General features: G+C 33.1%; 30 protein-coding genes. 25 read left to right on the top strand and 5 right to left on the bottom strand.

Translation table 11 applies throughout. The features are described 5' to 3' along the window. Positions 1-426 precede the first annotated feature (426 nt). The 5 genes from T478_RS06895 to T478_RS06880 all read left to right on the top strand — a co-directional run bounded on the left by T478_RS06895 (position 427) and on the right by T478_RS06880 (position 3,880). Positions 427-966 (top strand): hypothetical protein, encoded by a 540-nt coding sequence (locus tag T478_RS06895; RefSeq protein ID WP_048106405.1) that lies wholly within the window; start codon positions 427-429, stop codon positions 964-966. A 342-nt stretch (positions 967-1,308) separates the two neighbouring features. Then, the gene (locus T478_RS06890; protein ID WP_238573588.1) at positions 1,309-1,701 is read left to right on the top strand and encodes a hypothetical protein; all 393 of its coding nucleotides are present in this window, start codon (positions 1,309-1,311) and stop codon (positions 1,699-1,701) included. A gap of 445 nt (positions 1,702-2,146) precedes the next feature. Continuing rightward, positions 2,147-2,317, top strand: coding sequence for a DUF5679 domain-containing protein (locus T478_RS07760; protein WP_177313242.1), 171 nt, complete (start codon positions 2,147-2,149; stop codon positions 2,315-2,317). A gap of 209 nt (positions 2,318-2,526) precedes the next feature. Then, the gene (locus tag T478_RS06885) at positions 2,527-2,733 is read left to right on the top strand and encodes a hypothetical protein (protein WP_048106400.1); all 207 of its coding nucleotides are present in this window, start codon (positions 2,527-2,529) and stop codon (positions 2,731-2,733) included. 64 nt (positions 2,734-2,797) lie between these two features. Continuing rightward, positions 2,798-3,880 carry a DNA cytosine methyltransferase gene (locus T478_RS06880; RefSeq protein ID WP_052433942.1) on the top strand — a complete coding sequence of 361 codons (1,083 nt, stop codon included), beginning with the start codon at positions 2,798-2,800 and terminating at the stop codon, positions 3,878-3,880. Here T478_RS06880 and T478_RS06875 read toward each other — a convergent pair. Both T478_RS06875 and T478_RS06870 read right to left on the bottom strand, forming a co-directional pair. Further along, positions 3,869-4,825, bottom strand: coding sequence for a hypothetical protein (locus tag T478_RS06875; RefSeq protein ID WP_048106396.1), 957 nt, complete (start codon positions 4,823-4,825; stop codon positions 3,869-3,871). The genes T478_RS06880 and T478_RS06875 overlap by 12 nt on opposite strands. A 27-nt stretch (positions 4,826-4,852) precedes the next feature. Next, the gene (locus T478_RS06870; protein ID WP_048106394.1) at positions 4,853-6,169 is read right to left on the bottom strand and encodes a hypothetical protein; all 1,317 of its coding nucleotides are present in this window, start codon (positions 6,167-6,169) and stop codon (positions 4,853-4,855) included. A 191-nt stretch (positions 6,170-6,360) separates the two neighbouring features. Here T478_RS06870 and T478_RS07590 point away from each other — a divergent pair, with 191 nt between their 5' ends. Genes T478_RS07590 through T478_RS06820 form a run of 11 tightly spaced genes read left to right on the top strand, consistent with a single transcriptional unit; the run spans position 6,361 to position 16,477 of the window. Beyond that, positions 6,361-6,762, top strand: coding sequence for a hypothetical protein (locus T478_RS07590; RefSeq protein ID WP_048106392.1), 402 nt, complete (start codon positions 6,361-6,363; stop codon positions 6,760-6,762). Beyond that, a complete protein-coding gene (locus T478_RS06860; RefSeq protein ID WP_052433940.1) occupies positions 6,752-7,453 on the top strand; it encodes a PD-(D/E)XK nuclease family protein in 702 nt (233 codons plus the stop codon). The genes T478_RS07590 and T478_RS06860 overlap by 11 nt, the downstream gene beginning before the upstream one ends. After that, on the top strand, positions 7,453-7,593 hold the full coding sequence (locus T478_RS07670) for a hypothetical protein (RefSeq protein WP_160271578.1): 141 nt from the start codon (positions 7,453-7,455) through the stop codon (positions 7,591-7,593). The genes T478_RS06860 and T478_RS07670 overlap by 1 nt, the downstream gene beginning before the upstream one ends. Further along, positions 7,590-7,985, top strand: a complete 396-nt coding sequence (locus T478_RS06855) for a hypothetical protein (protein ID WP_048106390.1) — start codon at positions 7,590-7,592, stop codon at positions 7,983-7,985. The genes T478_RS07670 and T478_RS06855 overlap by 4 nt, the downstream gene beginning before the upstream one ends. Beyond that, positions 7,986-8,267 (top strand): hypothetical protein, encoded by a 282-nt coding sequence (locus tag T478_RS06850; RefSeq protein WP_048106388.1) that lies wholly within the window; start codon positions 7,986-7,988, stop codon positions 8,265-8,267. After that, positions 8,257-8,835 carry a hypothetical protein gene (locus T478_RS06845; RefSeq protein WP_048106386.1) on the top strand — a complete coding sequence of 193 codons (579 nt, stop codon included), beginning with the start codon at positions 8,257-8,259 and terminating at the stop codon, positions 8,833-8,835. Before T478_RS06850 ends, T478_RS06845 begins: the two co-directional genes overlap by 11 nt. A gap of 50 nt (positions 8,836-8,885) precedes the next feature. Then, complete coding sequence (locus T478_RS06840; RefSeq protein ID WP_146150875.1) at positions 8,886-10,232, top strand: hypothetical protein; 1,347 nt, start codon at positions 8,886-8,888, stop codon at positions 10,230-10,232. After that, positions 10,225-13,353, top strand: coding sequence for a DEAD/DEAH box helicase (locus T478_RS06835; protein WP_048106382.1), 3,129 nt, complete (start codon positions 10,225-10,227; stop codon positions 13,351-13,353). The genes T478_RS06840 and T478_RS06835 overlap by 8 nt, the downstream gene beginning before the upstream one ends. Continuing rightward, a complete protein-coding gene (locus tag T478_RS06830; protein WP_048106380.1) occupies positions 13,346-14,920 on the top strand; it encodes a hypothetical protein in 1,575 nt (524 codons plus the stop codon). The genes T478_RS06835 and T478_RS06830 overlap by 8 nt, the downstream gene beginning before the upstream one ends. 12 nt (positions 14,921-14,932) lie before the next feature. Next, the gene (locus T478_RS07405; protein ID WP_052433938.1) at positions 14,933-15,682 is read left to right on the top strand and encodes a ComF family protein; all 750 of its coding nucleotides are present in this window, start codon (positions 14,933-14,935) and stop codon (positions 15,680-15,682) included. 6 nt (positions 15,683-15,688) lie between these two features. Next, positions 15,689-16,477, top strand: a complete 789-nt coding sequence (locus T478_RS06820; RefSeq protein ID WP_048106378.1) for a hypothetical protein — start codon at positions 15,689-15,691, stop codon at positions 16,475-16,477. A gap of 14 nt (positions 16,478-16,491) precedes the next feature. Here the strand turns inward: T478_RS06820 and T478_RS06815 are convergent, their stop codons facing one another. Both T478_RS06815 and T478_RS06810 read right to left on the bottom strand, forming a co-directional pair. Continuing rightward, positions 16,492-16,869, bottom strand: a complete 378-nt coding sequence (locus T478_RS06815; RefSeq protein WP_107734676.1) for a hypothetical protein — start codon at positions 16,867-16,869, stop codon at positions 16,492-16,494. After that, positions 16,866-17,066: a hypothetical protein gene (locus T478_RS06810; RefSeq protein WP_048106370.1), complete on the bottom strand. Its 201-nt coding sequence runs from the start codon at positions 17,064-17,066 to the stop codon at positions 16,866-16,868. The genes T478_RS06815 and T478_RS06810 overlap by 4 nt, the downstream gene beginning before the upstream one ends. A 223-nt stretch (positions 17,067-17,289) precedes the next feature. On the opposite strand from T478_RS06810, the gene T478_RS06805 reads away from it, so the two are divergent. The 8 genes from T478_RS06805 (at position 17,290) to T478_RS06780 (ending at position 22,621) form a co-directional block, all read left to right on the top strand. Next, positions 17,290-17,685, top strand: coding sequence for a hypothetical protein (locus T478_RS06805; protein WP_048106368.1), 396 nt, complete (start codon positions 17,290-17,292; stop codon positions 17,683-17,685). Positions 17,686-17,689: 4 nt separating this feature from the next. Continuing rightward, on the top strand, positions 17,690-17,824 hold the full coding sequence (locus T478_RS07895) for a hypothetical protein (RefSeq protein WP_256378797.1): 135 nt from the start codon (positions 17,690-17,692) through the stop codon (positions 17,822-17,824). 6 nt (positions 17,825-17,830) lie between these two features. Next, positions 17,831-19,381, top strand: a complete 1,551-nt coding sequence (locus tag T478_RS06800; RefSeq protein WP_048106366.1) for an ABC1 kinase family protein — start codon at positions 17,831-17,833, stop codon at positions 19,379-19,381. 63 nt (positions 19,382-19,444) lie between these two features. Further along, entirely contained in the window at positions 19,445-19,573 is a 129-nt protein-coding gene (locus T478_RS07890) for a hypothetical protein (RefSeq protein ID WP_256378796.1), read from the top strand. Between the two features lie 42 nt (positions 19,574-19,615). Then, the gene (gene tmk / locus T478_RS06795) at positions 19,616-20,197 is read left to right on the top strand and encodes a dTMP kinase (protein WP_048106364.1); all 582 of its coding nucleotides are present in this window, start codon (positions 19,616-19,618) and stop codon (positions 20,195-20,197) included. Next, positions 20,194-21,432: an HD domain-containing protein gene (locus T478_RS06790; RefSeq protein ID WP_048106357.1), complete on the top strand. Its 1,239-nt coding sequence runs from the start codon at positions 20,194-20,196 to the stop codon at positions 21,430-21,432. Before tmk ends, T478_RS06790 begins: the two co-directional genes overlap by 4 nt. Positions 21,433-21,434: 2 nt before the next feature. After that, positions 21,435-22,118, top strand: a complete 684-nt coding sequence (gene pyrH, locus T478_RS06785) for a UMP kinase (RefSeq protein WP_048106354.1) — start codon at positions 21,435-21,437, stop codon at positions 22,116-22,118. 11 nt (positions 22,119-22,129) lie between these two features. Beyond that, complete coding sequence (locus T478_RS06780; RefSeq protein ID WP_048106347.1) at positions 22,130-22,621, top strand: tetratricopeptide repeat protein; 492 nt, start codon at positions 22,130-22,132, stop codon at positions 22,619-22,621. A 4-nt stretch (positions 22,622-22,625) separates the two neighbouring features. Here T478_RS06780 and T478_RS06775 read toward each other — a convergent pair whose 3' ends face one another. Then, a complete protein-coding gene (locus T478_RS06775; protein WP_048106345.1) occupies positions 22,626-22,979 on the bottom strand; it encodes a Rossmann-fold NAD(P)-binding domain-containing protein in 354 nt (117 codons plus the stop codon). Positions 22,980-23,045: 66 nt separating this feature from the next. Between T478_RS06775 and T478_RS06770 the strand changes: the two genes are divergently transcribed. Next, the gene (locus T478_RS06770; RefSeq protein WP_048106343.1) at positions 23,046-23,594 is read left to right on the top strand and encodes a hypothetical protein; all 549 of its coding nucleotides are present in this window, start codon (positions 23,046-23,048) and stop codon (positions 23,592-23,594) included. Positions 23,595-23,653: the final 59 nt, after the last annotated feature.

Genomic DNA, 23,653 nt, shown 5'->3' with positions numbered 1-23,653 from the left:
GAAAAAAACAGGCACATTCTCGAAATTCTTAATTTGAGTATGGGATACTAAATGGTATGTTCTGTCAAAAATGTGGCATAAAGATAGTCGAACATGGAGATTATTGTGCGTCATGCGCTACCCCATCAAAAAAGACTCTCTCCTGGTGGAACAAGCTTTCATTACCAAAGAAAATTGTAATTGGATTTGCCGTGGGCTTTGGTGGCTTTCAGGTGGTCAATTTCATCATCGCATACCTCATGGATCTGACTGCTAACATTAGCGGATCCTGATTAAATTAAAATATGATAATTGACCTAATCTAATCACTGTCTTCGTCAGTCAGCGGTCTATGCTAGACCGTTGTGGTTACGGAGATGGTGAGTAGCTTTGAAAAAGGTGAAAGCCGTTTCCATCTTTAAATTATTTGATTTATCAGAGTAAATTATGATGAAAATCTTTGTTCTATTTGCTATTGCAGCTATTATGGTGATTGGTGTTGAAAATGCATATTCAACTCACGTATCACAGCCAATCTTAACAATTGATGACAATTTTGTATATTCAGTTGGCGATGATCTTTCCATAACAGGCTGGGTTGAATACGATGATGCAGCAACATCAGATGTTTTACTAAGTGTAAAGATATCAAATCCAAATGGAACAGTTATCTCTGATTTCTTTTTGACTAGTGACTCTAATGGACAGTTTGAGTTTCCGTTTGAACTGTCTGATGATGATACATCTGGTGATTATCTAGTGAACATAATGAGTATGTGCAGAGAGATACATCGAGATATTTGTACACACAAGACTGCAGAAACTACTATCAGTGTAATAGGTGAGCAAAGTAAGATTCCTGACTGGGTTAGAAACATCTTTGTCTGGTATGCCGAAGACAGCATTTCAGAAAAGGAACTGTTACAAGCCTTACAGTATCTGATAAAAGAAAAGATTATCCAAGTCGATGACGTAACTAACACATGAGCAAATACATGAACATGGAGTGTCCAAAGTGTGGACGCAAACTAAAAGCACACTCTAGAAGTGAATTAGCAAAATGTTCTTTGAAAAACTGGACCTCGGGCTGGAAGAAATAATGTCTGAAGACGAGGAAAACAAAATTGTTAATCTTCGTGGAATTGCAATAATCTCAATGTTTGTTACTATTTGTGTAATTTTGTACATTCAGACTAGTCAGTAAAATTTAGTGTGGAAGAGAAACCGAAATCTCTCTCCCACCCATGAACTGCGTGTTCATGGAATCAACGATTGTGCTAGCATGACCAGTGATAAAAACCTAAATCTCACGGTGACGTATACGATCCCATGCAATATGATGCAACCATGAAACGAATAATGGACTCTGATTCAAACATAAGAAACTGCATTGTAGCTGATACGGAAGGAGAAATCAAAGCAGTAATGCATAGAGATGGAATTCGTAACTATCTTAGCGATGAAGAAACATCTGAATCGCTAAAACGAGCAGCAACTTCATGGAAGGCACGAAAACAACTATCCCCAAAAATTGGTCAAGGGCAATATGCTGTAGCAGCATTTGAAAAGCTAACACGAATGACTTTTCCTGCAGGAGAAAATCATTTGGTTTTTGTCAGTATGGCCTCAAATCCTGTAAGGGAAGACTACAATCAAGGTGGAAGAGAAGACGTTGTTGAACATGTCTTGAACATCCTTAGCGGTGATCCTACAAAAAACTAAACATCAGAGATTACAATATTGGATATTTCTCTAGATTTCTCTATGCCCATTTTTCCAAGTTACTATCAAAGATAGTATTCTTGTGAACTTTGCGTAGATTCATTTTTGTTTTGTATTTTAAAATGCAAGACATACAAATTTTGTGTGGTTTTAGACAATGGTTACAATGAAAAGATTTTGTCGCTTGTTTTTTCTTACAAAACTCACAAATTGATGAATCCATCATTTGCTATTTTGCATCAAAATTTGATTAAAAAATAAATGATGATTTTTCAAACTTGTTCTATGAAATTGTAAAAGATGGGAAAAGCAGGATATTTGTTTGAATTTACCACCTTTTTGATAATCATATATAACAAAACTCGAAATGTGTGAATAAATTAAAGCTCTAAGATAACTTTCCCTCATAATTTTATTTCAAATACTATTCGGGCTGTCGTATATCATGGTAGAAGCATATGATGTGAAGGCCAGAAAGAAAGTAGAGATTAAGGATCCTAAAGTAGTCCAACTAAAGAACGGACGTTATGCTATCAAAGGAACATCTTCTGAAACAGGTATCACAGTTATGAGAATATGTGGTTCAGATAAGGCTAAAGCAGAAGCACTCATCTAGAACCTTTAACAAAAATGCGGTCCCTTTTTGTTTTTTAGAAACTTTAGCAAGCTCTTGCTATCAAATATTTTTTAAAAAATGTGAGCAGAGACAGTAGTTTCAGTTCTTTTACAAGAAAATTACTAAAGCTCTTCCATCATTGTGTATGCATGGTTTGGTTATAGGTATTTCAAATGAAGATTATTTAGCTAGGAGTGAAATGTACATTCATGCAAGAAGATTCTGCTAATGACTTGAAGATGTTACAGGAATGGTTTGAGACTAATCGTATTAGAGAGACAGGAATAGTTGAGAATGTACAAAAACAGCCAGCCTCGCCTGAGAGAGACGAGATGTTGGAAATCTGTAAGGGAAACATTGAGGAGTTTACTATGATGATTCAGTTAGTTGCATCAATTATTGAAAGAGAAAAGTGATGTAAAGTGGTGTACAAAACGCCCCGGATAATTTAAAATCAATTAGAATACAATATGTATAATCTTGAAAAAACCAACCGTTGCTACACTCTTTGCAGGTGGAGGAGGAGATTCTCTTGGATTTACGTCTGCAGGATTTGATCTAGTATTTGCAAATGATAACAATCCTGATGCTTGTGAAACACTAAGGAGTAGGTTTGAGAATGGTTCAGGAAAGAAAATTGTTCATAAGGGAAATGTTGAAAAAATTAAAAATTTTGGAAATGCAAATGTCATAACTGGTGGTTTTCCATGTCAGGGATTCAGTCTTGCAGGACCACGAGAGGTAAAAGACAAAAGAAACAGTCTATATCAAGAATTGAAAAGAGCAATTTCTCTAGTAAATCCTGAATTTTTTATCGGCGAAAATGTAAAAGGTCTTGTTACAATTGGTGAGAAAAGTAAAGCAAAATATTTCCATAATGGTAAAATTGTAAAGCTTGGAAAGGTCGCAGAAGCGATAATCAAAGAATTATCTGAGGTTGGAAAAGGTTACAATGTCAGTTACCAATTACACAGCGCAAAAGATTTTGGAATACCACAAGATAGAGAAAGAATAATCATAGTTGGTGTCAGAAAAGACATTAATTTTGAGTTTAAATTCCCAAAACCTACTCATGGAAAAGGTTTGAAACCATATGTCACAATGGAAGAATTTGGAATCAAAGATATCCCACTAAAAGATGATGAAGTTTTTAGAGAAGCAAAAGGAAAACGCAAGGACTTTTTTTCATCACGATACATGTCTCGAAATAGAATTCGAAAATGGAATGAAACAAGTTTTACAATTCCTGCCGAAGCTAGTCAAGTTCCTGCACACCCATCCTCAAAGAAAATGTGGAATGTAGATGTTACAGGTGAAAATAGACCAAAAGATAGTGAGTGGGCGGAATTTAGAAAGAAACATGAAAAAGATATCTCAAAAAGTTTGGTTCGTTTGTCTTGGAGACAGTGTGCTGCTATCCAAGGATTTCCAAAGGATCATCCATTTTCTGGTGATGTGGTTTCAATTTACAAGCAAATTGGAAATGCGGTTCCACCATTATTGATGCAAAAGGTAGCAGAATGCATCATGCCGTATTACAAAGGTAAGAAATCATCCTATTGAAACTGTATCTTCCGTAAGACAATCTCGTAATAATTCAAAAGCAAAATTTGATTCATATGTAATATCCATTTCTTCTAGACAATCCTTGAGATTCTGTATTACATCTCCAGATGTTCTTTCAAGTGGATGATTAAACACAGGTCTTCCTCTAAGATTACCATCTATAACATTCCATTTTATCCAAACTGCAAATGCACGAGAAAGTCCTTCCGTTTTCCAACGGTTGCCGTTTTCATTCCATCTATTGTTCTGAGTAATAAAACCTGCACGCATTTCATTATGTTCTCTTGCGTGTTCTCTGATATCCTCGATATGATTGAATACATCATTTGCATTTTGAATCTCTTCTGGGTCTCTAATCAATATAAAATCTGGAATTCCACTATCTGGAATTATATCGCCATTCACTATAGCATCTCGCATTTCATCGCTACAACCCTCTCCCCAAAAAACTTGTGATGATATGTCTTGTTCAATCATTCCAGAATGTAATCTAGTTCCTGTTTTTGGTGCATCTAATTGTTCAATCTCATATCTCCATCCAAGCACGATTTTTTTCTTATTGAAATCAATTACAGGAAAATTATTGAAAGAATCAACTAGATGTTCATTGGGTCTCTTCTTCATCCAATGAATGTTTTCTTGTTCGGTGTTTGTTTGAGATATTTGAGATTTTAGAATCTCTGACCAATCTTCACCATAGATCATTCTAATCCTATGTGGCTGTATCTTATTTTCAATGAAAGAATATGATGGTTTTTTGTACGATATCTTGAATTCTCTCTCTGTTTCATCATCTAGGTCTCTTGCAAGTATGTAAAAATCAGTCTTAGTTTCAGGATATGGTTTTGCATTCGTAATTATTTTGTAAAGTCTATTCTCAAAGGTGAATTCTGAATGATCAAGTATATTCCTAACATCCTGTTCACCTCCATCATCAGCCATTTCTTATTGATTCAAAAATCACTTTTCTCATTTATCTCTTAGATAATATGGTCCGAATTTTGAGCCTGGTTCTTTAACAAATATGCCTAATTCGACTAATCTGGACATTATTACTAATGAGCGCATTCTCACAAAATCACTCAGTTTTCTATCATCTTTGCCTGTAAGTTCCTGATAATCTTGAGGATAATTCAATTTTAGCCATTCCAAATATTGTCTCTCAAATAATTCCTTTATGTCTCCACTCTTCTCAAAACGTCCAATAGATATCATTTCGTCCACAAAACTATGTTCAAATTCAAATTTTGGTAAAATCTTATCAAGGTAAAATTTTTGTTCTTCATGTGAAAAAATTGGTGCATCATTATCCCACTCATAAGTATATACTTGATTATCTTCAGCTAATTCTACTTTATCAAAAAAATCTAATAATGGATTGTTTAATCCAGCAAATTCTAATCCAAGTTCTGTTATAGAAACATAAACAATATTTGTTATATTTTTATATGATTTTCCTGTCATTGTTTTACCCCATCTCTTTTTAACAACTCTCTTAGCTTTGATTAATCCCATTTCAAATAGAGCGCCAGTTAGATAGTGCCCATCAGATGTATCATACAATTTATTTTCTTTCTTTTTAACTAATTTCCCAACAAATGTATGTGCGAATCTTCCTTCTTTTCTTTCAAAGTTTTTATCTCCAGATGATGCTGGAAATGTTGAAATTATATCTTTTAATTCATCTATTACATTTCTTATTATAAAATCAAATTGTTTAACATATGTTAGAAAGTCCTTTTTTAATTCGTCAAGTTCTATCCAAGCATTTTCTTCTTTATTTATTTTTTGAATAAGTACAATTGCTGCTAGTTTGACTGGAAGTATACGATTATTAAAATACCAATTTAGTCCAATTGATTCACTACCATATAGTTGTCTTTGTGTTGCTAATTTTTCATCAAATACCTCTAATTTTACATCCTGTTCTTGTTCAACTTCTGTTAAATGTGGTAAACTAAATTCGGGGAGAATTTTTAACAAGTATCTAGGTGATCTGACTATCTTCTTATTTTCATTCCAGTATAATTTTTTTCTTTCTTCAAAATCAAATCCGTAAATTTGTTTTAAATCAGTTGACAAAGATTCCGACATTTCACCCTTACTCCCATTTTCTCTTGCCTTTGTTCTTTCATGGAGATTTTTTATGGCCTGAATGATAACCTCTTTTTCAGAATCATATGTTCCGCTTCTCACCAATTTTTCTAGCATGGTCCAGACCTCTTTTTCTAAAAAGAGCTCAAATAGTCTACCATTTCCTTCAATTTGATCATTTTTTTCTACCATATTACTTAAGAAAATAACTAACATTATAGTGTTTAGTCAGAAATAACCAAAAAATGGAGAAATTAGCATCGATCAATGTAATAATTTCACTTTCACGCCTAGATTGTGCCTAACCATTGTGAAATTAATTTACCCATTATTAGAAAAAAAATTGCCAAAGAGTTTTTAAGATGCTTCGGTTAAGAATAACCGTGAACAAAGAAAATAACCAGAATCCATTGAATTGGGAAGATGAGCCTCGATCAATCACACGTCAAGAGCTTGTTGCTCAAAAGCGAAGGATGGTCGAATATGCTAAGAAAGAATATGTGAATAGAGGTTTCATGGTTGTTGATTTCAATCAACCACCATTATCTCGAAACTCATTTCTTGTCTTAGAAATACCTGGACCAACTATAGATACTGCAAAGTCTCTACCTGTGCTCAAATCAATAGTTTCTGCAGAAAATGGATTACAAATCCAAACTCCTAGAATTGAAGTCGATTGGAAATTAGGCAATGGGGTCTCATTGGAGACTTGTTACATACCAGAGTCTTATCTTGAGATGGAAATTCAGGAACACAACAGAACGGTGGGTGCAAATGGTCAGTAGAAAATTCACCCACACTTCGATCCCTCAAGGAGTGGAGTACACAGAACCAACTGTACAAAATATTCATGGGAGTAGAATGTACAGTAATGGAACTGGAGTATACCACTCCATTTCTTTTATTTTGAAAGTATTGGCTACTGATCATGATTCATTAGATAGATGGAGGAAAAGAGTTGGTGAAGATATAGCAAAGAAGACATTACATGATGCAATACAAAGAGGTAATTTATTTCATAAAATATGTGAATCTTATTTAAAAAACGAATGTACATGTCAATTTGAAAACAATCTTCTAGTTTACTCAATGTTCCAAAATGTCAAATCAGAATTAAATAAAATTGATAATATTATGGCCATGGAGTTTCCAATGATTTCTGAGAAATATGGTTTTGCTGGAAAATTAGATGTATTGGCTGAATATAATGGTGTTTTATCTATAATAGATTTCAAGTCTTCTAGAACAAAGAAGAAAGAAGTTTATTGCAAAAAGTGGTTTTTACAAGAAGCTGCTTACTCACTTTTAGTTGAAGATGTTCTTGGTAAACCTGTTGGACAACTAGTTACCATATCTGCAGCAGAAGATGGAACTGTTGAAGTTTTTGTTAAACACAGAGATGAATTTCTTGATGAAATAAATTTCATTTTGGATGAATTTAGAAAAGTTCATCCTGAATGTGAGGTGTGTAAGTAATGGATAAAAAAATAAATTATGAGCGAAATGCCATAATAGATTTTCACCTAAAACGAATCGCAATAGTTAGTGTCTATTATCTTGGTGAAGAAGGTGCCGATGTGGCATTTGTGTTACCAATTGAGGTGCGTAAGAAATGAGTATGTGCCAAATATGTCATAAAGATAGTGAAGAACACAGTCAAAAGCTATGGGAATCACATCAACAAAAACAGATTTGTGGTTTTTGTAGTAAAAATGGGCTCAAACACACTGATGAGCTATGGGAAATTCATCAATTACCATTAAAACAGATTCGAAGAGGCGAGAAGATCTCTTATATCCAGATTGGATTTGGACCAAAAACTCCTGCCAGAGTTGAAAAGTGGCCAATGCATAATCCTGATTGGCATCAAGTTGATTTTGTTCCAATCTATTTGCACTGTAAAGATTGTGGGTTAGCTCTAGGTGGTGATGAAGTAGATTATGCTGATTTATTGAGTTGTTTCTGTCTAGATTGCTTTTCTAAGATACGTCAAGAGGTGGAGATGTAATTGATCTGTGAAAATTGCAAGTGCACACTGTCTAAGCCAAGTAAAACTAGTCTACAAACTGGAGTTTGTAATCAATGTAGAGTACAATTAAAGACAGAAAATGAGGATTCTGAAATCGTTAAGGAAGAACAATTTTGTGAATCTTGCAGACAAGATGATTCACGGATTAAAGATGCAACACGAAAATTATTTGGAAGATTAAGTCAAAGAGAAAGAGAAGCCGCACAAACTTGGCTCTCTTTTTATTATCATTTAGTAGGTGAGGAAGAAAATGATTGTTAATGGTCCTGCTTATTGTTTCAAATGCGACAAAGTTGTTATTACAAAATTAAAAGAATCTTCATCATCTGAAGCAAAATTTCATAGTGTTGGTGCAGAAATTAGAGATAAACTTTCTCCAGGATCACCAATACTTCTTGGAAAATGTTCTATTTGTCATGGTGCAGTTGGTCGTTTTGGTTATGATGATTGTGAATATGAAGACCATGAATCAAAATATGCAGGTGCACCTTACGATAAAACTACTGATGAGGAAAAGATACGTAAAGCTCTTTCAAAGCTTACCAGTTCAGACCTTTGTAGATCTCTAAAGGAAATGGAAAACTTTGAATCCGAAATAGATAGGGAATTAGAAAAACGGAATTTAACGGAATATTGGGATGAATTAGAAAAGAAGAAAGATAAAATCAAAAATAAATTTTTAGACAAATTTACTGATATTGACATTTTGAAGTATAGAAAACCCAATGGAGGTATAGACTGGGACAAATACCATGCAGAACGCAGGCGTAAAAGAGACTGGACTAGAAAATCAGAGTTTAGTGATAAAGATAAGGAGGACATGAAATAATGTCTAATCACGCACAATGTTCATATTCTAGGAGAGATCTATTGATCAGCTTGAATCCTCTAGAGTATTGCAATAATTGTTTTCATGAGACGGAACCAGATATAGTTCAAACTAGAACAGATCAATTCTTAATTTTAACTAGACTAGATTATAAAAAATACAAAGACATACAGGAGTTTGTTGAATTAAATTCTGGTAAAATGAACAGTGAATTCAGACTTGCTGGATTTAGAGTTCCTTTAGAAATTGTTGATCAAACAATTGATTTTCTTAGGAAAATAGATGTAACTGTACATGATCTCTTAACACACGTACGAAATGTTTTTTCAGGTTACACAAAAGAAACACTATCACTTGGTCGTCATAGATTTGTAAAACTACCAAAAGGACGAGAACACAGATTCCTTGATCCTAAAACACGAAGATGGATTTACATAAAAAATCCAGAAAACTCGATTGGTGTACCTCTGAGAGAACATCAAATAATAAAATGTGAAAATCAAGGAAACGACGAATACTACTATCTAGGTGCTGAAGAAGAACTTCATTTAGTAGATAAACGTGCAGCATTCAATCTAGCATCAAGGACTTTCACAAATCGTACAGTCTATTGGGCAGATCATAAAATGTTAGGATTTGGCACAATAAAACTAAATTCATTAGGAATGATACCTGATGATATTTTCAATTCTCTAACACGTCTTAGACCAAATGAAGTTATTTTGTATGGAATGTTATATTTCAAAATAACATATTTTGAATTACTCAAAGTTTTCTTAAAAGCAAATAAAATTAATCTTTTAAAATGCGAAGATTTTGTTACTCTTCCAGGTGATAATGGAAAGGCCAGTGGAAGTCCATTAATTTCGCTCTCAGATATCGAATCTGAAAAAATACAAACAATCAGTAATTTAATAGAAAAATTAAATGGAAAAATTACTAAAACTAAAACCGAATTAAAAGTAACTTTTGAAAATGACTCTTACTCTATTTTGTTTGTAGACAATGATTCTTCTCGTGCTATTCCTGTACATGAAGAAAATAAATTGTATATTCCTATTGCTCTAATCGAAAATATCAGAGAATTTGAAGCATCTGCTCACAAAATACTTTATCGTGCTGGTAAAAAATTAGATATTAAAAAAACACTTGCAGAATGTGTAGAAATTTCAAATGATGCAGATCTCTCATTTGTAACTGAATGTTTAACTGAAAATATTGATGATATAGATTTCATCAAAAAATTACTCAGTGATCCCTCAAAGGAGTCATACCTTAGAAATTGGTTTGAAGATTTAGTTAAAAACACAACACTGGAAGGATGGATTAACGCACCAGAAGGATTATTCAGAAAACTCAGTCATATTTTTTCAAAAGAGGTAGTGAAAAATGTCTAATTCACAATCTCCTACTGATGTCGTACAGGCAAATATTACATCTTTAATTGATCATCAAAAAATGGACTCTAGTACGTCTGAGACTCAATACCTGGATAATCTTACAAGTGAATTTTTACGATCAATGGTTCTAGATGGGCAATTGGATATTGATGAAAAAGGATTAAGACGAGCATCAATTTGTGGTCTACTTGTTCCACAAGAATACAATGAAAGATGTTTACAGAATTGGGGAATGAAAAATAAATCATTTCCTTTCCATCAGCAAGTACAATTTTTGATTAAATCTACAAAAGAAAATAAAATTGAGACAAATTTTTCATTTCTACGTCCTATTCTAAAAAATGTAAAAAAGATGGAAGAAGTAGAAATTAATTATCAAAAATCTGGAAAAGGATTAGTTACCGAGAATAGATTAAACTCCACACAATCAATTAGTATTTCTGGTAAAGAACATAAACAAGGAATTGAAGATGTACAAAATTTTTCATTTACTGGTAATGAATCAATTGAAAGCTTACTTTCAAAAGAAAAATTAATTCCAATTGAAATACCAAAAATTGAAAATGAGACATTTTATGATGAAGATGATAAAGAACAAACAAAACGAAATGATAGTACAAAAAAAGCAATTGAGATAAAAGCAAAGAAACTTGGAGGAGAATTACGAATTTCTGCTAGAGAAATTGGAATAGATGGATTTTATGAAATTACAATTAGAATAGAAAATAATTCAAAAATGAATCTAACCGCACCTAAACCAGGAAAAATACCCTCAACACCTTATCCAAGTACTGTTCTTCCTTTTGCTTTTTTTGGAACTCAGTTGATTGTTAAGGCAAATGATGGAAAATTACTCATAGATGATGGTAATAATGAAGTAAATTCCGCCGAATTGAAACTTGCAATCAAACAATGTTCTTCACTTAACACAATACCAAAAATATCATCATTAGGAAATGAATTATTTGCTAACCCTATTGGAATAATTGATCATGCAAGAATTACGCCTGTAAAATCAGACAGTAATTTTGATTTTATGCTGGATTCTGAAGAAAATCTTTTACATAGTTTAACTATGTTAGATGATGCTGAGATTGAGTCTCTTAAGAATGGAAAAATTTCTATACTTTTAGAAATATTTCGTGCAATTAAGGATGCAAACCCGAATTTTAATGAATTATACAAATTTCAATTTGAGGCTATACAGAAATTTATTAAAAAATTATTGAATAAAGAATCCTCTCCATTTATTGTTAGAGCACCAACTGATTCTGGAAAATCATTAGTTTTCTATGTTTGTTCAGTGATTCATAAAACTTTCAATGAATTAGATGGTACTTCAACACTAATCACATTTCCAACAAAGGCACTAAATGCAGCACAATTCAATGATATGGTTAGATATTTCTATCATTTGAATAAACGAGGAATTGAAATATCAATTGGTTACTATACTGGTCAATATAGTGATGGTGACATTGATCCAAATGCTATTTTACGACCTGCATCAGTTTCAGGAGAAGAACCTCTTAATCTGATAAGAAAATGCCCAAAATGTAAAGAGAAAAAAATTATTGTTGAAAAAATTAATGATTTCAGGTTAATTCCAAAATGTGCTTCTTGTGATGAAAAATTTGAATTTGTTTTTGTCACTAGTAGTGAAGTTGAATGGTATTGTCCAAGTGTTGTAGTTGGAACACCAGATAAATTTTGGTTCTCATTAACAACTAGTTCATGGTCTCATACCATGTTTGGTGTATCATCTAAGAGATGTCCAAAATGTAATCTTGTTCAACCATTAATTTTAAAGAATCAAAATGACGAAATTCACAAATGTAAAAACTGTCAAACTGATATGGACAATAAAACAAAATTCCATTCAAATCCATCTTTGATTGTTTTTGATGAGGTTCATACTCTTTCAGGCACATCTGGAAATCTCTTCGGTCATTTTCTTTCATTACTAAAAGTTACAAATGAAAAATATGGTATTACAAATGCTATTCAGCATTTAGGAGCCACTGCAACTATTGCAAATCAGGATGAATTAATTACAAATCTTACTGGTTGGAAAACAAATGAAGAAACAATTTTTCCTAAAGAAGAAAATTTCTGGGCAGAATATTTTACTAAAAGCCAACAAGAAATTAGGCATAGATTTGTAATTGTTGAACCAATAATTGCAAGTACTCTTGATTCCGTAGAACGAATGACATTATCGGGATTTGAAGCGATAAAAAATATAGTCAAACCAGATCCTTCTATGGAAAAGTTCTACAAAATACAGACAATCTATGTACGAAGAAAATTTGATGGAATTTCTATCTATCAAAGTTTACCTAATAGAGCATATGATGATGGATATCCAATTGATCCAAATAATATAAAATTTGGTTCAGGACGAAATACAAGAAAAGAACTTTTTGATTTACTATCACAGGTAGAAAAAAATGAACTTGATGTTTTGATTACAACAAGTGTTCTTGGTCAAGGTGTTGATTTTCCAAATATTAACATCATGCATTTTTTTGGTGTTCCTAATAGTTTTGTAGAGCTTGCTCAAGTAGCAGGAAGAACTGCTAGGGGAAACGTTCCTAGTCTAATATTTATCCACATACGTCCAGATATCCCACGTGATAATCTAATTTATCAAAATTTGGAAAAAACATTAGGTAATTTAGAAAAATGGTATGAACCAATGCCAATTAATGTAATGAATTCTTATGCGATTGATTTGTCATTACCAAATGTAACATTAGCTACAATTTTGAGTCAACAAGTAAATGATTCAACTGTAATGAATTCTTCAAAAGCTTTTGAAGCATTTGATAAAATGATTGAATCTGGAGAATTTGAAAAAGATCTAACAAAAATCTACAAAAAAGATTGGGTTAAAGATGAAGGCTGGAAAGAAATTCTAAATCAATTACAAGTTCAAGCATATATGAAAGTTAAACAAGCATCATCTCCAAGTGACTTTACATCAAAACGTTTTCATGATGAAAAAATGCTTACTTCGACTTTACATGAATCTGATGATAGAGTAAAAGTAAAACCAAAAATACAATATAGTATTTTAAATTCACTTCGAAGTTTTAGAGGTAAACAAGATGACTGAGTTTCGTGAATTAGGTAAAAGAGAAATTCTCCAGAAGTATCTCCCTGATCAAGTTAATTATTCATATGAAAATTCATCTGCTTGGAAAACTGAATCTATCGAAGGTCGCGATGTATTTGTTGATGAAACTTTGAGAAGTTTAATTGGTGAATTGTTGTACTCAATTGAAACTACATTTGATACTGCTCCTGACTCTGATCCTACTAAACAAACTAAGATTCAGGCACTAATGGCCACATATTCTCAAAGTTCAGCTAAACCATTAATCAAAAAAGAACAAATTCGAATAATGAAACCTGAAGTTGCACATCTAGAGTGCTTTCCAAAAGGTTTGAACTGCAAAAGATGCGGTCATTATGAAATACTAAATCCAGATAAAAAGACAGATTGGAAATGTCCAATTTGTAAACAAAATGAACTGGAACAAATTCCAAGATATTTTTCTTGTAACAAATGTGGAAATGTTAAAGACGTTTCACCGATGGAAAATTTTACTGATCCAACATTTTCTTGTAGAAACCATCATGGTCCTATAAAATTGAAAATGAATAGTCAAGGTAGTAAATGGAAATGGATCTGTGAATCTGGTAATCATGAGGACCCTGTTATGGGATTTTGTCAGGTATGTAAGGCAAGAACTGGAACCGCAACGAAAATGGATCTTATACCTTCAAATCGCTCTCAATTAATTGCTGCAAGAAAAAATTTCATTTTATTTGGCGAATCTAAAAATGAAATACCTGAATCTTCAGATTCCTCATGGTCAATAAAAGACTCCTCAATTGATGAGGAATTACAGATATTGATCAATTCTTTTGGAATAACAAATATAGAAAAAATTGATCAAGTTCAAAATAATGATGTAATATTTGGAACAACAACTTATGATGCAACATCAGTTCCTAATTTATTTAGAAAATTTAATCGTTCAGAAAATCAAAATGAGTATTCTGTTTATCTTAATCAAACTGTGGGAAAAGGAATTTTAGTAAGATTTGATAAAAAGAAATTAACTTCAATTGTTTTACAATTTTTAATTAAACAAGAACTTTCTGGCACCGATAAGGCACAAATAGAAAAATTTTTGGGAGATATAGAAACTGCATCAGAATCAGAAATTAATGAAATGTATTCATGGCTTTGTTCTAAACTAAAAGATGATGATGATAAATTAGATAAGGATTCAGATTTTTCTGTATTATTCAAAATCTTACATACGTTTGAGCATTCTCTAACAAAAAATGCTGCTCTTGTCACTGGATTAGAAAATGAAACTTTTACTGGTACAGTTTTGACCGAATTAGGTGCAGTCTTAATTTATGAAAACAAGAATGTTTCTGCAGGCGGTGCAGATTTTCTTACATTAGATGATAATCTAAAAACATGGATTTTCAGATCAAAAACTCAATTGGTAAATTGTAGTAATGACTGTGAGGATGGATGTGCAAAATGTGTTTTTCATAGTGATCCAAATTGTCATCCAACATGGCAAAGAGAATTCCCAAAAACATGGGTAATTCCAAATTCATTATTAACAAGAAACCTTGCAAAACAATTTGTTTCTTAATTCTAAGTTAAAATGAATAATTTATCTGAAAATGAATGGAAAATAAAATCCCAAGGAGATCATTATGAATTATTTCAATATGACAAAAGATTCAAAGATTTTTTGTCATCTGGGATCTATAATATCACTGTAAATCTGAATATTTGTGAAATATGTGGTTTAGATAAAAGATCAAATCTTGATAAAATCTGTCACAGAAAAAACAATCATGAAAGATTAAAGTTTACAGATGGAGTTTTTCAAATTGGGTATTATTACAATAGACATGTACTTGATAAAAAGCCAAAAAATGATCAACTTACAACTCATATCCAAAATCTAAAAGATAGAATTGAATTTGCAGAACCTTTGGCTATGGTGGCTATAGATATTATCAAAAATAACCATAATTCGTTATTGGAAGCAGATTTTATAATTCCTGTACCTAGTTTTTCAAAAGATAATTTACAAAATGTAAATGCATATGCATTTGCTAATGAGATTCATAGAATTCTCCAAAATGAAGGACATGAAACTAAATTACTTGATTGTATCAAAAAAACAAAAAAGATTAAAATTCAAAAATTAACCACAGAAGAAGAAATCTCTGAGGCAGTTAATGATCTCTTTGCAGTAGATGAAGAAACTAATCTAACCGGGAAGAAAATTCTCCTAGTTGATGATAATCTTACGTCTGGAAATACAGCAGGCAAATGTGCTGAACTTTTAAAAAATAATGGTGCAGAAATTGTTTGGGTCTTTGTTGCAGGTAGGACTATCTGATTAAAAATGGCACAAAAATGTACACATTGTGGAAAAAAATATGGAAGACAATTAAAGTCATGTCCATTTTGTTCAAACAACTCTAATCAAGATAGATTAAGTCTTGAAAATTTTTTCAATAATGTTGAGATAAAATTTGAAGGTGAACTTGCTAATAAAATGAGTAATTTTTTGCTAAAAACTCTTGATGATATTGTACAAAGACTTCCTAATGAAAACGCGTTTAAATCTCCAGGAACCATCTATTTTTCTACATTAGAAAACATAGCGAAAAGACGCAAATCTGGTCCTATTCATCTTAAAAAAACCAAATATTTGCAAGACATTGAAAATGCAGAAAAAGAATGGAAAAATTTGGCTCCAATAATTGGAAATAATCCTGATAATCTTTTTGATATTGTTAGTACTATGAGAGAATATCCTGATGGAGTCTGTTTTCTAGATTTTTATCTTGACTCTAAGGATGAAACCAGTCTCAAATTTGATATCGATATTGTAATTGATCACCGGATTCATTGCAGAAATGATGATTACATCAAAGGAGTGATAATCCATGAATTAGTTGAATATTCTACAAAATACAATGTGTTAGAAGAACATAATGATGAAGTAACTACAGTTGAAGACATTGGACTAATACTCAAGAAATATTTGAAATCTGGATATTATCCCCCTTCAAAGGAATATGATGAACACGAAAAAATTGTGAATCAAGAAGTAAAACGTTTAGGATTTGAAAAAGAGATTTCAATAATGGAAAAATACGAATTTACCAAAGAAAATATACAAAAATAAAAAAAGGATTGAATTCAGGATTCACACCTGATATTTTTACCAGCCTCTGTAACCTTGTGTAACTCCGGATCTAGCAGATAGTATGTTGCAAACATCATTTGCGCTACCAGTCTGACTCGTCCGGGAGTTCCAAGTGGATACTTTTTCTCCATTTTTTCGACAAATCCTTCGACTAACGGCATCAAGTGTGTCGTTTCTGGAAGGTCTGTACAACTTTTCAAGTAGATGTGACAGTATCTGACGAGATTGCTGATTATCTCAAATCCGTCAGTTTTTTGTTCCAGTGCTAATGTCCACTTGTCAAGACCACCATTAATCCATGCTCGAATTTTGTATCGTTGTTCCAGATATTCTTTTTGAGCAAGTTTTGGTTCCAAATATGGCGATGTCACTTGTAAAAGTCTCCACGTGGCATACTTGCTTTACTTCTTACGAAGTTTATGCCATGGATTAGCTCGTCAAAGTCTTCATCCCAGATGTATAGCTTTGTCGTACCATACTCTAAGATGACAGCATCGTTTCCCTTTTCGTCTTTGTAGTCATAGAGGCTGATTCTATTTCCATTGAACAGTTCTTTTTCGTTTCCCATTTTTGATGACAACAAATTACGGCATTGTAGAATTTAAGCAGTATCCATATAGTAACAATAGTAATTTTATGTTAAGGAATACTGTATTGCAGCAGTAAAAATTTACTATCATTTCGGGCAATTTTTTGTGCCTGAAATGATAGTTTTACTATCAAAACGGAACTAATTGCATTTCTACGTTACATAGAATTCTTATAGTAATGGCAGTCTAGGATCGATCACTATGGTACAAGAAATTGAGATTCCTTTAGATTTAAAACGAGTCGTACTGATGGGTGCAGAAGAGACAAAACTTGGCGATAAAAAAGGCGCTCTAAAACAATACAGAAAAGGAAATTTACACATTCGAGAATACGCAGACAAATTTACAGTTCATACCGACAAGGTAGACCCAAGAACAGACCCAATGGGGCATCTAATCCATGACGCACAAGAAGTGTTAATCGGTTTAGCAGGTGCAGCCATTTCTGGCGCAGCAATTGGTTCTTACATTTACAAAATTAAAAAAAACTCACCATATAGAAAACAGCAAGCAGTAATTGGCGGACTGGCAGCATCTTTGGCTGCAGGATATGCATCTTACAAAATATCTAAAAAAATAAAGGAAAAAATGGATTGATACAATGGACGAAAAAGAGACAATTCAAAAAACAATTAATTTTATCGCATCTGAGATAAGAGAAAACAAAATCCAGCTAAAAAAATTGAATCTAGAGCTACAGGCAGCAATCAAAAAACAACAGGAACTAAAGGAGTAATTTACAATGGTTTTAGGAAGAACAATCTACGTTTTCATCAAATTATTGCCATCAATCATGGCATTAAGAAAAGATCGCGTCTTATGGATATCTGATGACAAAAAAGATGTAGATGAAGAACGATTCAAGCGTCATGCTAGACGTATTCTAAACACCTGCATCTCATTAGGTCCTGTTTACATAAAGTTTGGACAGTGGCTATCATCAAGAGCTGACATTTTACCTGAACCATACATGAAAGAATTATCAAAACTACAAGATGATGTTCCTGCTGAATCATTTGAAAAGGTCAGACCAGTTATAGAACAAGACATTGGAAAGATTGATGAAAAATTTGATTCTCTAGAAACTACTGCACTATCTGGAGCCTCTCTAGGTCAGGTTTACAGAGGAACTAGAAACGGTCAGCAGATTATAGTCAAGGTAAAGAGACCAGGAATTGAAAAGGTTGTTGAAAAAGATCTCAAGGTTCTAATGAAAATTATTCCATTTGCAATGAAGTTTGTAGATCCAAACTTGAGATTCTCAATAATTCCAATAATGAAACAGTTTGTAGAGTCAATGCACGAAGAATTGGACTATACAAAAGAGTCCGACAACCTCAAAACCATAAAGAAAAACATGGCACCATACAACAATGTAGTCATTCCAGAAGTCCATGATGATTATTCCACAAAAAATATCCTAACAATGGAGTATATTCCAGGAATAAAGGTAACAGACATCCAGTCTTTAGATGAAAAGGGAATAGACAGACAACAACTGGTAATTGATGTTCACAAGGTTTTCTTTACAATGCTTCTCAAGCATTCCATCTTCCATGCTGACCCACATCCAGGAAACATCTCTGTAAAAGACGATGGTACGCTCATTTTGTATGACTTTGGAATGATTGGTCGTATCAATGATGAAACTCGAGTAAAGCTAGTCAGATTATACCTAGGATTGATAGAGAAAAATCCACCAAGAACAGTCACAGCAATGGATGAGCTAGGAATGTTAGCACCTGACTTTAATCGCCAGGTAATTGAAAAGGGAATCGAGTTATCAATCAAGTCAATGTATGGAAAGAAACCTGATGAGATGGAAGTTGAGCAGTTAATGAACATGGCAAACAAAACAATGTCAAAATTTCCATTCAAGTTACCAAAACATTTAGCTCTATACTTGAGAATGTCTACAATTATTGAAGGCATATACCATACACACAAAGTTGATTTCAAGTTCATCAAGGTGTTAGGACAAATTTTAGAAGAAGAGTCTTTAATCAAAGATGCATACGTTGAAGAAATTAAAAGATCATTTTCACGTTTTGCAAAAACAATTGAAGATACATTAACGATTGCACCTGAGATAAAAAAATTCATGGAAGACACAAAACTAATGCAGCAACAATCTGGCAAAAAGAACAATGCAATGTTGGCTGGAAGTATTTTTGCAGCAGCGGTCTTTCTTGGTTCTGCATTTATGTTCCAATCGAATGAAACCGTTGGAGTGCTAGGAATGATCGCATCTGGCGTTATAATTGGAATTTCTGCTCTATTTAGGAAGAAATAATCCTATGTTATCTGTATAGAGAACGATCGCTAGTGTTAATATTGTAATAGTGGTAATTGTGTAATGAGCAAAATGGCATCTTCTAAATCAAAGAAATCAAAAGAAATCAAAGATGAAGTTGAGGATACTGTAAACGATGAAGAAACTACACGTCTTGATAAACTCAAAGTAGGCAGAAAAAATTATTCTTAATCCTGCCCAAGATTTTAATTCCAAGAAACATTCGTCTATACATTGATTATAACATTTGAAGGTGGTGACCAGGCTGGAAAAAAGACCCAGTCTGCTATGCTGCAACGAAAACTCCGCTCTGCAAAATTAAAGGTAAAATTATTCTCATTTCCTGATTATACAACTCCTATTGGAAAAGAAATTGATAGATATCTACATGGAAAGAGAAAGTATCCTGCACAGGTAATCCATTGTCTTTTAGCTGCAAACAGATGGGAACGAGCTAATGATGTCATAAAAGCTCATGAGAAAAATTCTGTTGTTATAATGAATCGATATAGAGAATCTAATTTGGTATATGGAATAACAAACGGCCTCAAACTAGACTGGCTAGAGAAGTTAGATGAAGGATTACCAAAATCAGACCTTGTCATTGTTTTAGATGTGCCTCAAAAGGAATCATTTGCAAGAAAAAAACAAAATCGTGATAAATTTGAGAAAAATAAGGAATTTTCAAACAAAATTTCTCAAGGATATCGAAAATTGGCAAAAAAGAAGGGGTGGAAAATTGTCAATGCCTCTCAATCAAAAAATGATGTTCATAGTGACGTAATGAAGGTTGTAACAAAAAAGATGAGGCTATGAAAAACCAATTTCTAGAAATTACAGATCCAATTCATGATTTTATTCGACTGAACAGTACTGAACAAAAAATTATTGATACATCTGTCTTTCAAAGATTGAGACGAATCAAACAATTGTCTGGTGCGCACTTGACATATCCTGGCGCACAACATACAAGATTTGAACACTCACTTGGTGTGATGCATATTGCAGGAATGGCAGGAACTTCACTTGCATCAAAAAAACAAATGCCTGGAACAGATATTGATGATATTAGATTAGCAGCATTACTGCATGACATTGGTCATGGACCATTTTCACATCTATTTGAAGAAGTGTTACAGAAAAAAAAGCGAATAACACATGAACAGATTGGAAAAGAAATTATCTTAAAATCTGAAATTGGTGATATCATCTCTAAAACTACTGATAAGAAAAAAATTAATCGTCTTGCAGTTGGAGAGGGAAGTAAACAGTTTGAAAATGAAATCATCTCTGGTGCGCTTTCTGCTGATATGATGGATTATCTGCTAAGAGATGGTTATTTCACAGGTGCTGAGCATGCAAAAATTGATCATAATCGAATAACAAACTCCTTTGAGGTTTACAAAAACAAGTTAGCACTCCAAAGTTCTGCTTTGGTAAACTTTGAAACAATGATGATTTCTCGTTTTCAGATGTTCAAGGCCGTATATTTCCACAAAACTGTGCGTGCAGGAGAGGTAATGTTGTTAGAGGCAATGAGTTTGGCCGATGATCATCTCGGATTGAGTTCAATGAATGCTCAAGAATATGTCAAACAAACAGATGATACCATTTTAGAAAAATTAACATCTCTTCCAGAAACTAATTCTGAATTAAAGGCAGCCAAAAAAATTGCCAATGACTATCAAGATAGAAAACTCTTCAAATGTGTATTTGAAAAAACAATTTCTGGCAAAAAGACATTTGGAAAAAATACACTAAAACAATTTCGAGCAGATATTGCTAAAAAATCAAAACTAGCAGAAAATCAAATTTTCATAGATACCACCACTACTCATTCGATGCCTCTTGCTCCATCCAAAAAAGAATCAAGCTCGATAATCCTAATCAAAAAAGAGGGAGGCAAAATCACTCCGCAGATAATCCCGATATCTAAAATCCCTCTTGTATCTACAATGTCTGGAAAAATGAATATTCTTAGAGCATATACTCAACAAAAGAATAGAAACAAAGTTGAAATTGCTGCAAAATCAATTCTTGGTGAACTGTAAAAATGAAGAAAAAAATTGTAATCAAATTTTCAGGCAAAGTCTTCGCAATGGAGAATGTAAAACTCCTCAAAGATTATGCTAGATTTCTTGTAAAAATTAGCAAGACATACCAGCCAATCATAGTTGCTGGCGGCGGAAAAATTGCAAGACACTACATTACACATGCACGCTCATCTGGTGCTGATGAATCCACTTTGGATGAGCTTGGAATTGAGATATCGAGATTAAATGCAAAATTACTCATTTATGCACTAAAAGACAAGGCATACCCACATCCTCCAACCACTTTGCGAGAAGCAAAACATGCAGTAGATAGCGGATTAATTGTAATTGCTGGTGGATTACATCCAGGTCAATCAACAAATGGAACTGCTGCATTAATTGCTGAAAAAGTAAATGCTGAACAGTTCCTTAATGCAACAGATGTATCTGGAATTTACGACTCTGATCCTAACAAAAACAAAAAAGCAAAACTCTTCAAAACAATCGAGATGAAAAGCCTCAAAAAACTTCTAATTCATGAAGATTCCGTAGCCGGCGGTTATGATCTGATGGATATAGTTGCACTCAAAATTATAGAACGCTCAAAAATTAGAACCAGAGTGATAAAATCTGATATCAAAACTCTTGAAAAGGCAATCAAGGGTGGGGCAGCTGGAACTGAAATCATCTTAGGAAAAAAATAATCGCATAATTCATGTCTGAAATAGAATCATTACTAAAAAGTGGACAAACTGCACTAAATTTGGGTAATCCAAAAGACGCACTAGCATTTTATGAAAAGGTTCTTGAACAAGATCCAACTAATCTTCAGGCGTTATTCAAAAAAGGTAACATATTTGGAAAATTTGGAAAATATGAAGATGCCATCATTTGTTATGATGGTGTTCTCTCACAAGAAAAAGAAGACATCTTGTCATTACTGAACAAAGGATTATGTTTTCACAAAATTGAGCAGTATGTTCCAGCCATAGAATGTTTTGATATAGTTTTGAAGATAAAACCTGACAGTAAAACTGGGATGTACAATATGGCATCATCTTTAATCAAATCAGGAAAACTCAAGGAAGGATTGCAAGTTTTATCTCAATTAATTGAATTAGATGCCTCATACAAAGAGCAGGCAAAATGTGATATTGATTTTATTGATATCAAACATCTGAATGAATTCAAAGAAGTTACCGTCTAATTTTTTATTTGAATTCTGATTGAATTGTATCAAATGTCTCGGTCCAAATAGTAATCTGGTTTCCTGAAAATTCTTCAATTCCCGATTCTGCAACTTTGGAATAAATTTGTCCTGCCTCTTCTTTTTCCAAATCCTTTGTTTGTGCTTTTGTATATCCCTCTGCATCAACTAGAATTACCAGATAGCCTTCAGGTCGATGTATTGCGGCACAATAGTTCTCCGCTCCTATAGGAATGAATTTTCCATCTTTCTTCTTTGTAGTTAGAGTTAGCATGGCAAATCCTGCAATATCGAACAGTTTCATCTGGGCTTCATTTGCCCGTTTTTTGCCTTCCTGAACCGCTTGAAAATACTGCATAATTTCCTTCAGCACTAGTGCTATATTTTAGATTCCTTTTTATGAAGAAAAAATAAGAAATTTTTATTGAATCCCAGAATACCTGTAATCGGAGTTGTTGGCGCTTTTGCCGTAGTAATCCTGATAATCGCATATTCTGGAACCTCCGTCATTGATGATACCTCTGGTGAGGCACGTTTGGGTAGTTCAAGTGGCACTGTAATTGAGCCATTAGTAATTGATCTGGATGAGATTATAATCAAAGATGTTGATGAGAGAACTGCATATGTAGAAATAGCATTCAAGGTCACAAATCCAAATTACAAATCTGTAATTTTAGAAATGATTCGTTATAATGTGTATGAGGATGGAATGAAGATTGGTACAAAATCAATTGGTGACAGAGCCGCTCCTGGTGGATTAGTTTCTGCTTCCAATTACTTTACAATTCTAAGTGACAGACCATCAATTATCAAAGATGATTTTACCATCAAAAATGATGGCAATATCCCTGAGCTTTGGAAAGCACTAGAGAATGATACCCCGCAGTGGCGTGTTTCAGGTGAGGCATACTACAACCTCAGTTCGATGACTGCAGGCGGAGAAAACGAGATCACCTTCGAATTTACTAGGTAATAGTATCATAATTTTTCAAAATTATGATACAACATGTTATATTCTATTTCTAGTCGATT

The organism is Candidatus Nitrosopelagicus brevis (assembly GCF_000812185.1).
GTDB classification, from domain to species: domain Archaea; phylum Thermoproteota; class Nitrososphaeria; order Nitrososphaerales; family Nitrosopumilaceae; genus Nitrosopelagicus; species Nitrosopelagicus brevis.
Note: the sequence above shows the minus strand (reverse complement) of the source record. Positions and strands in the feature narration are given on the sequence as shown.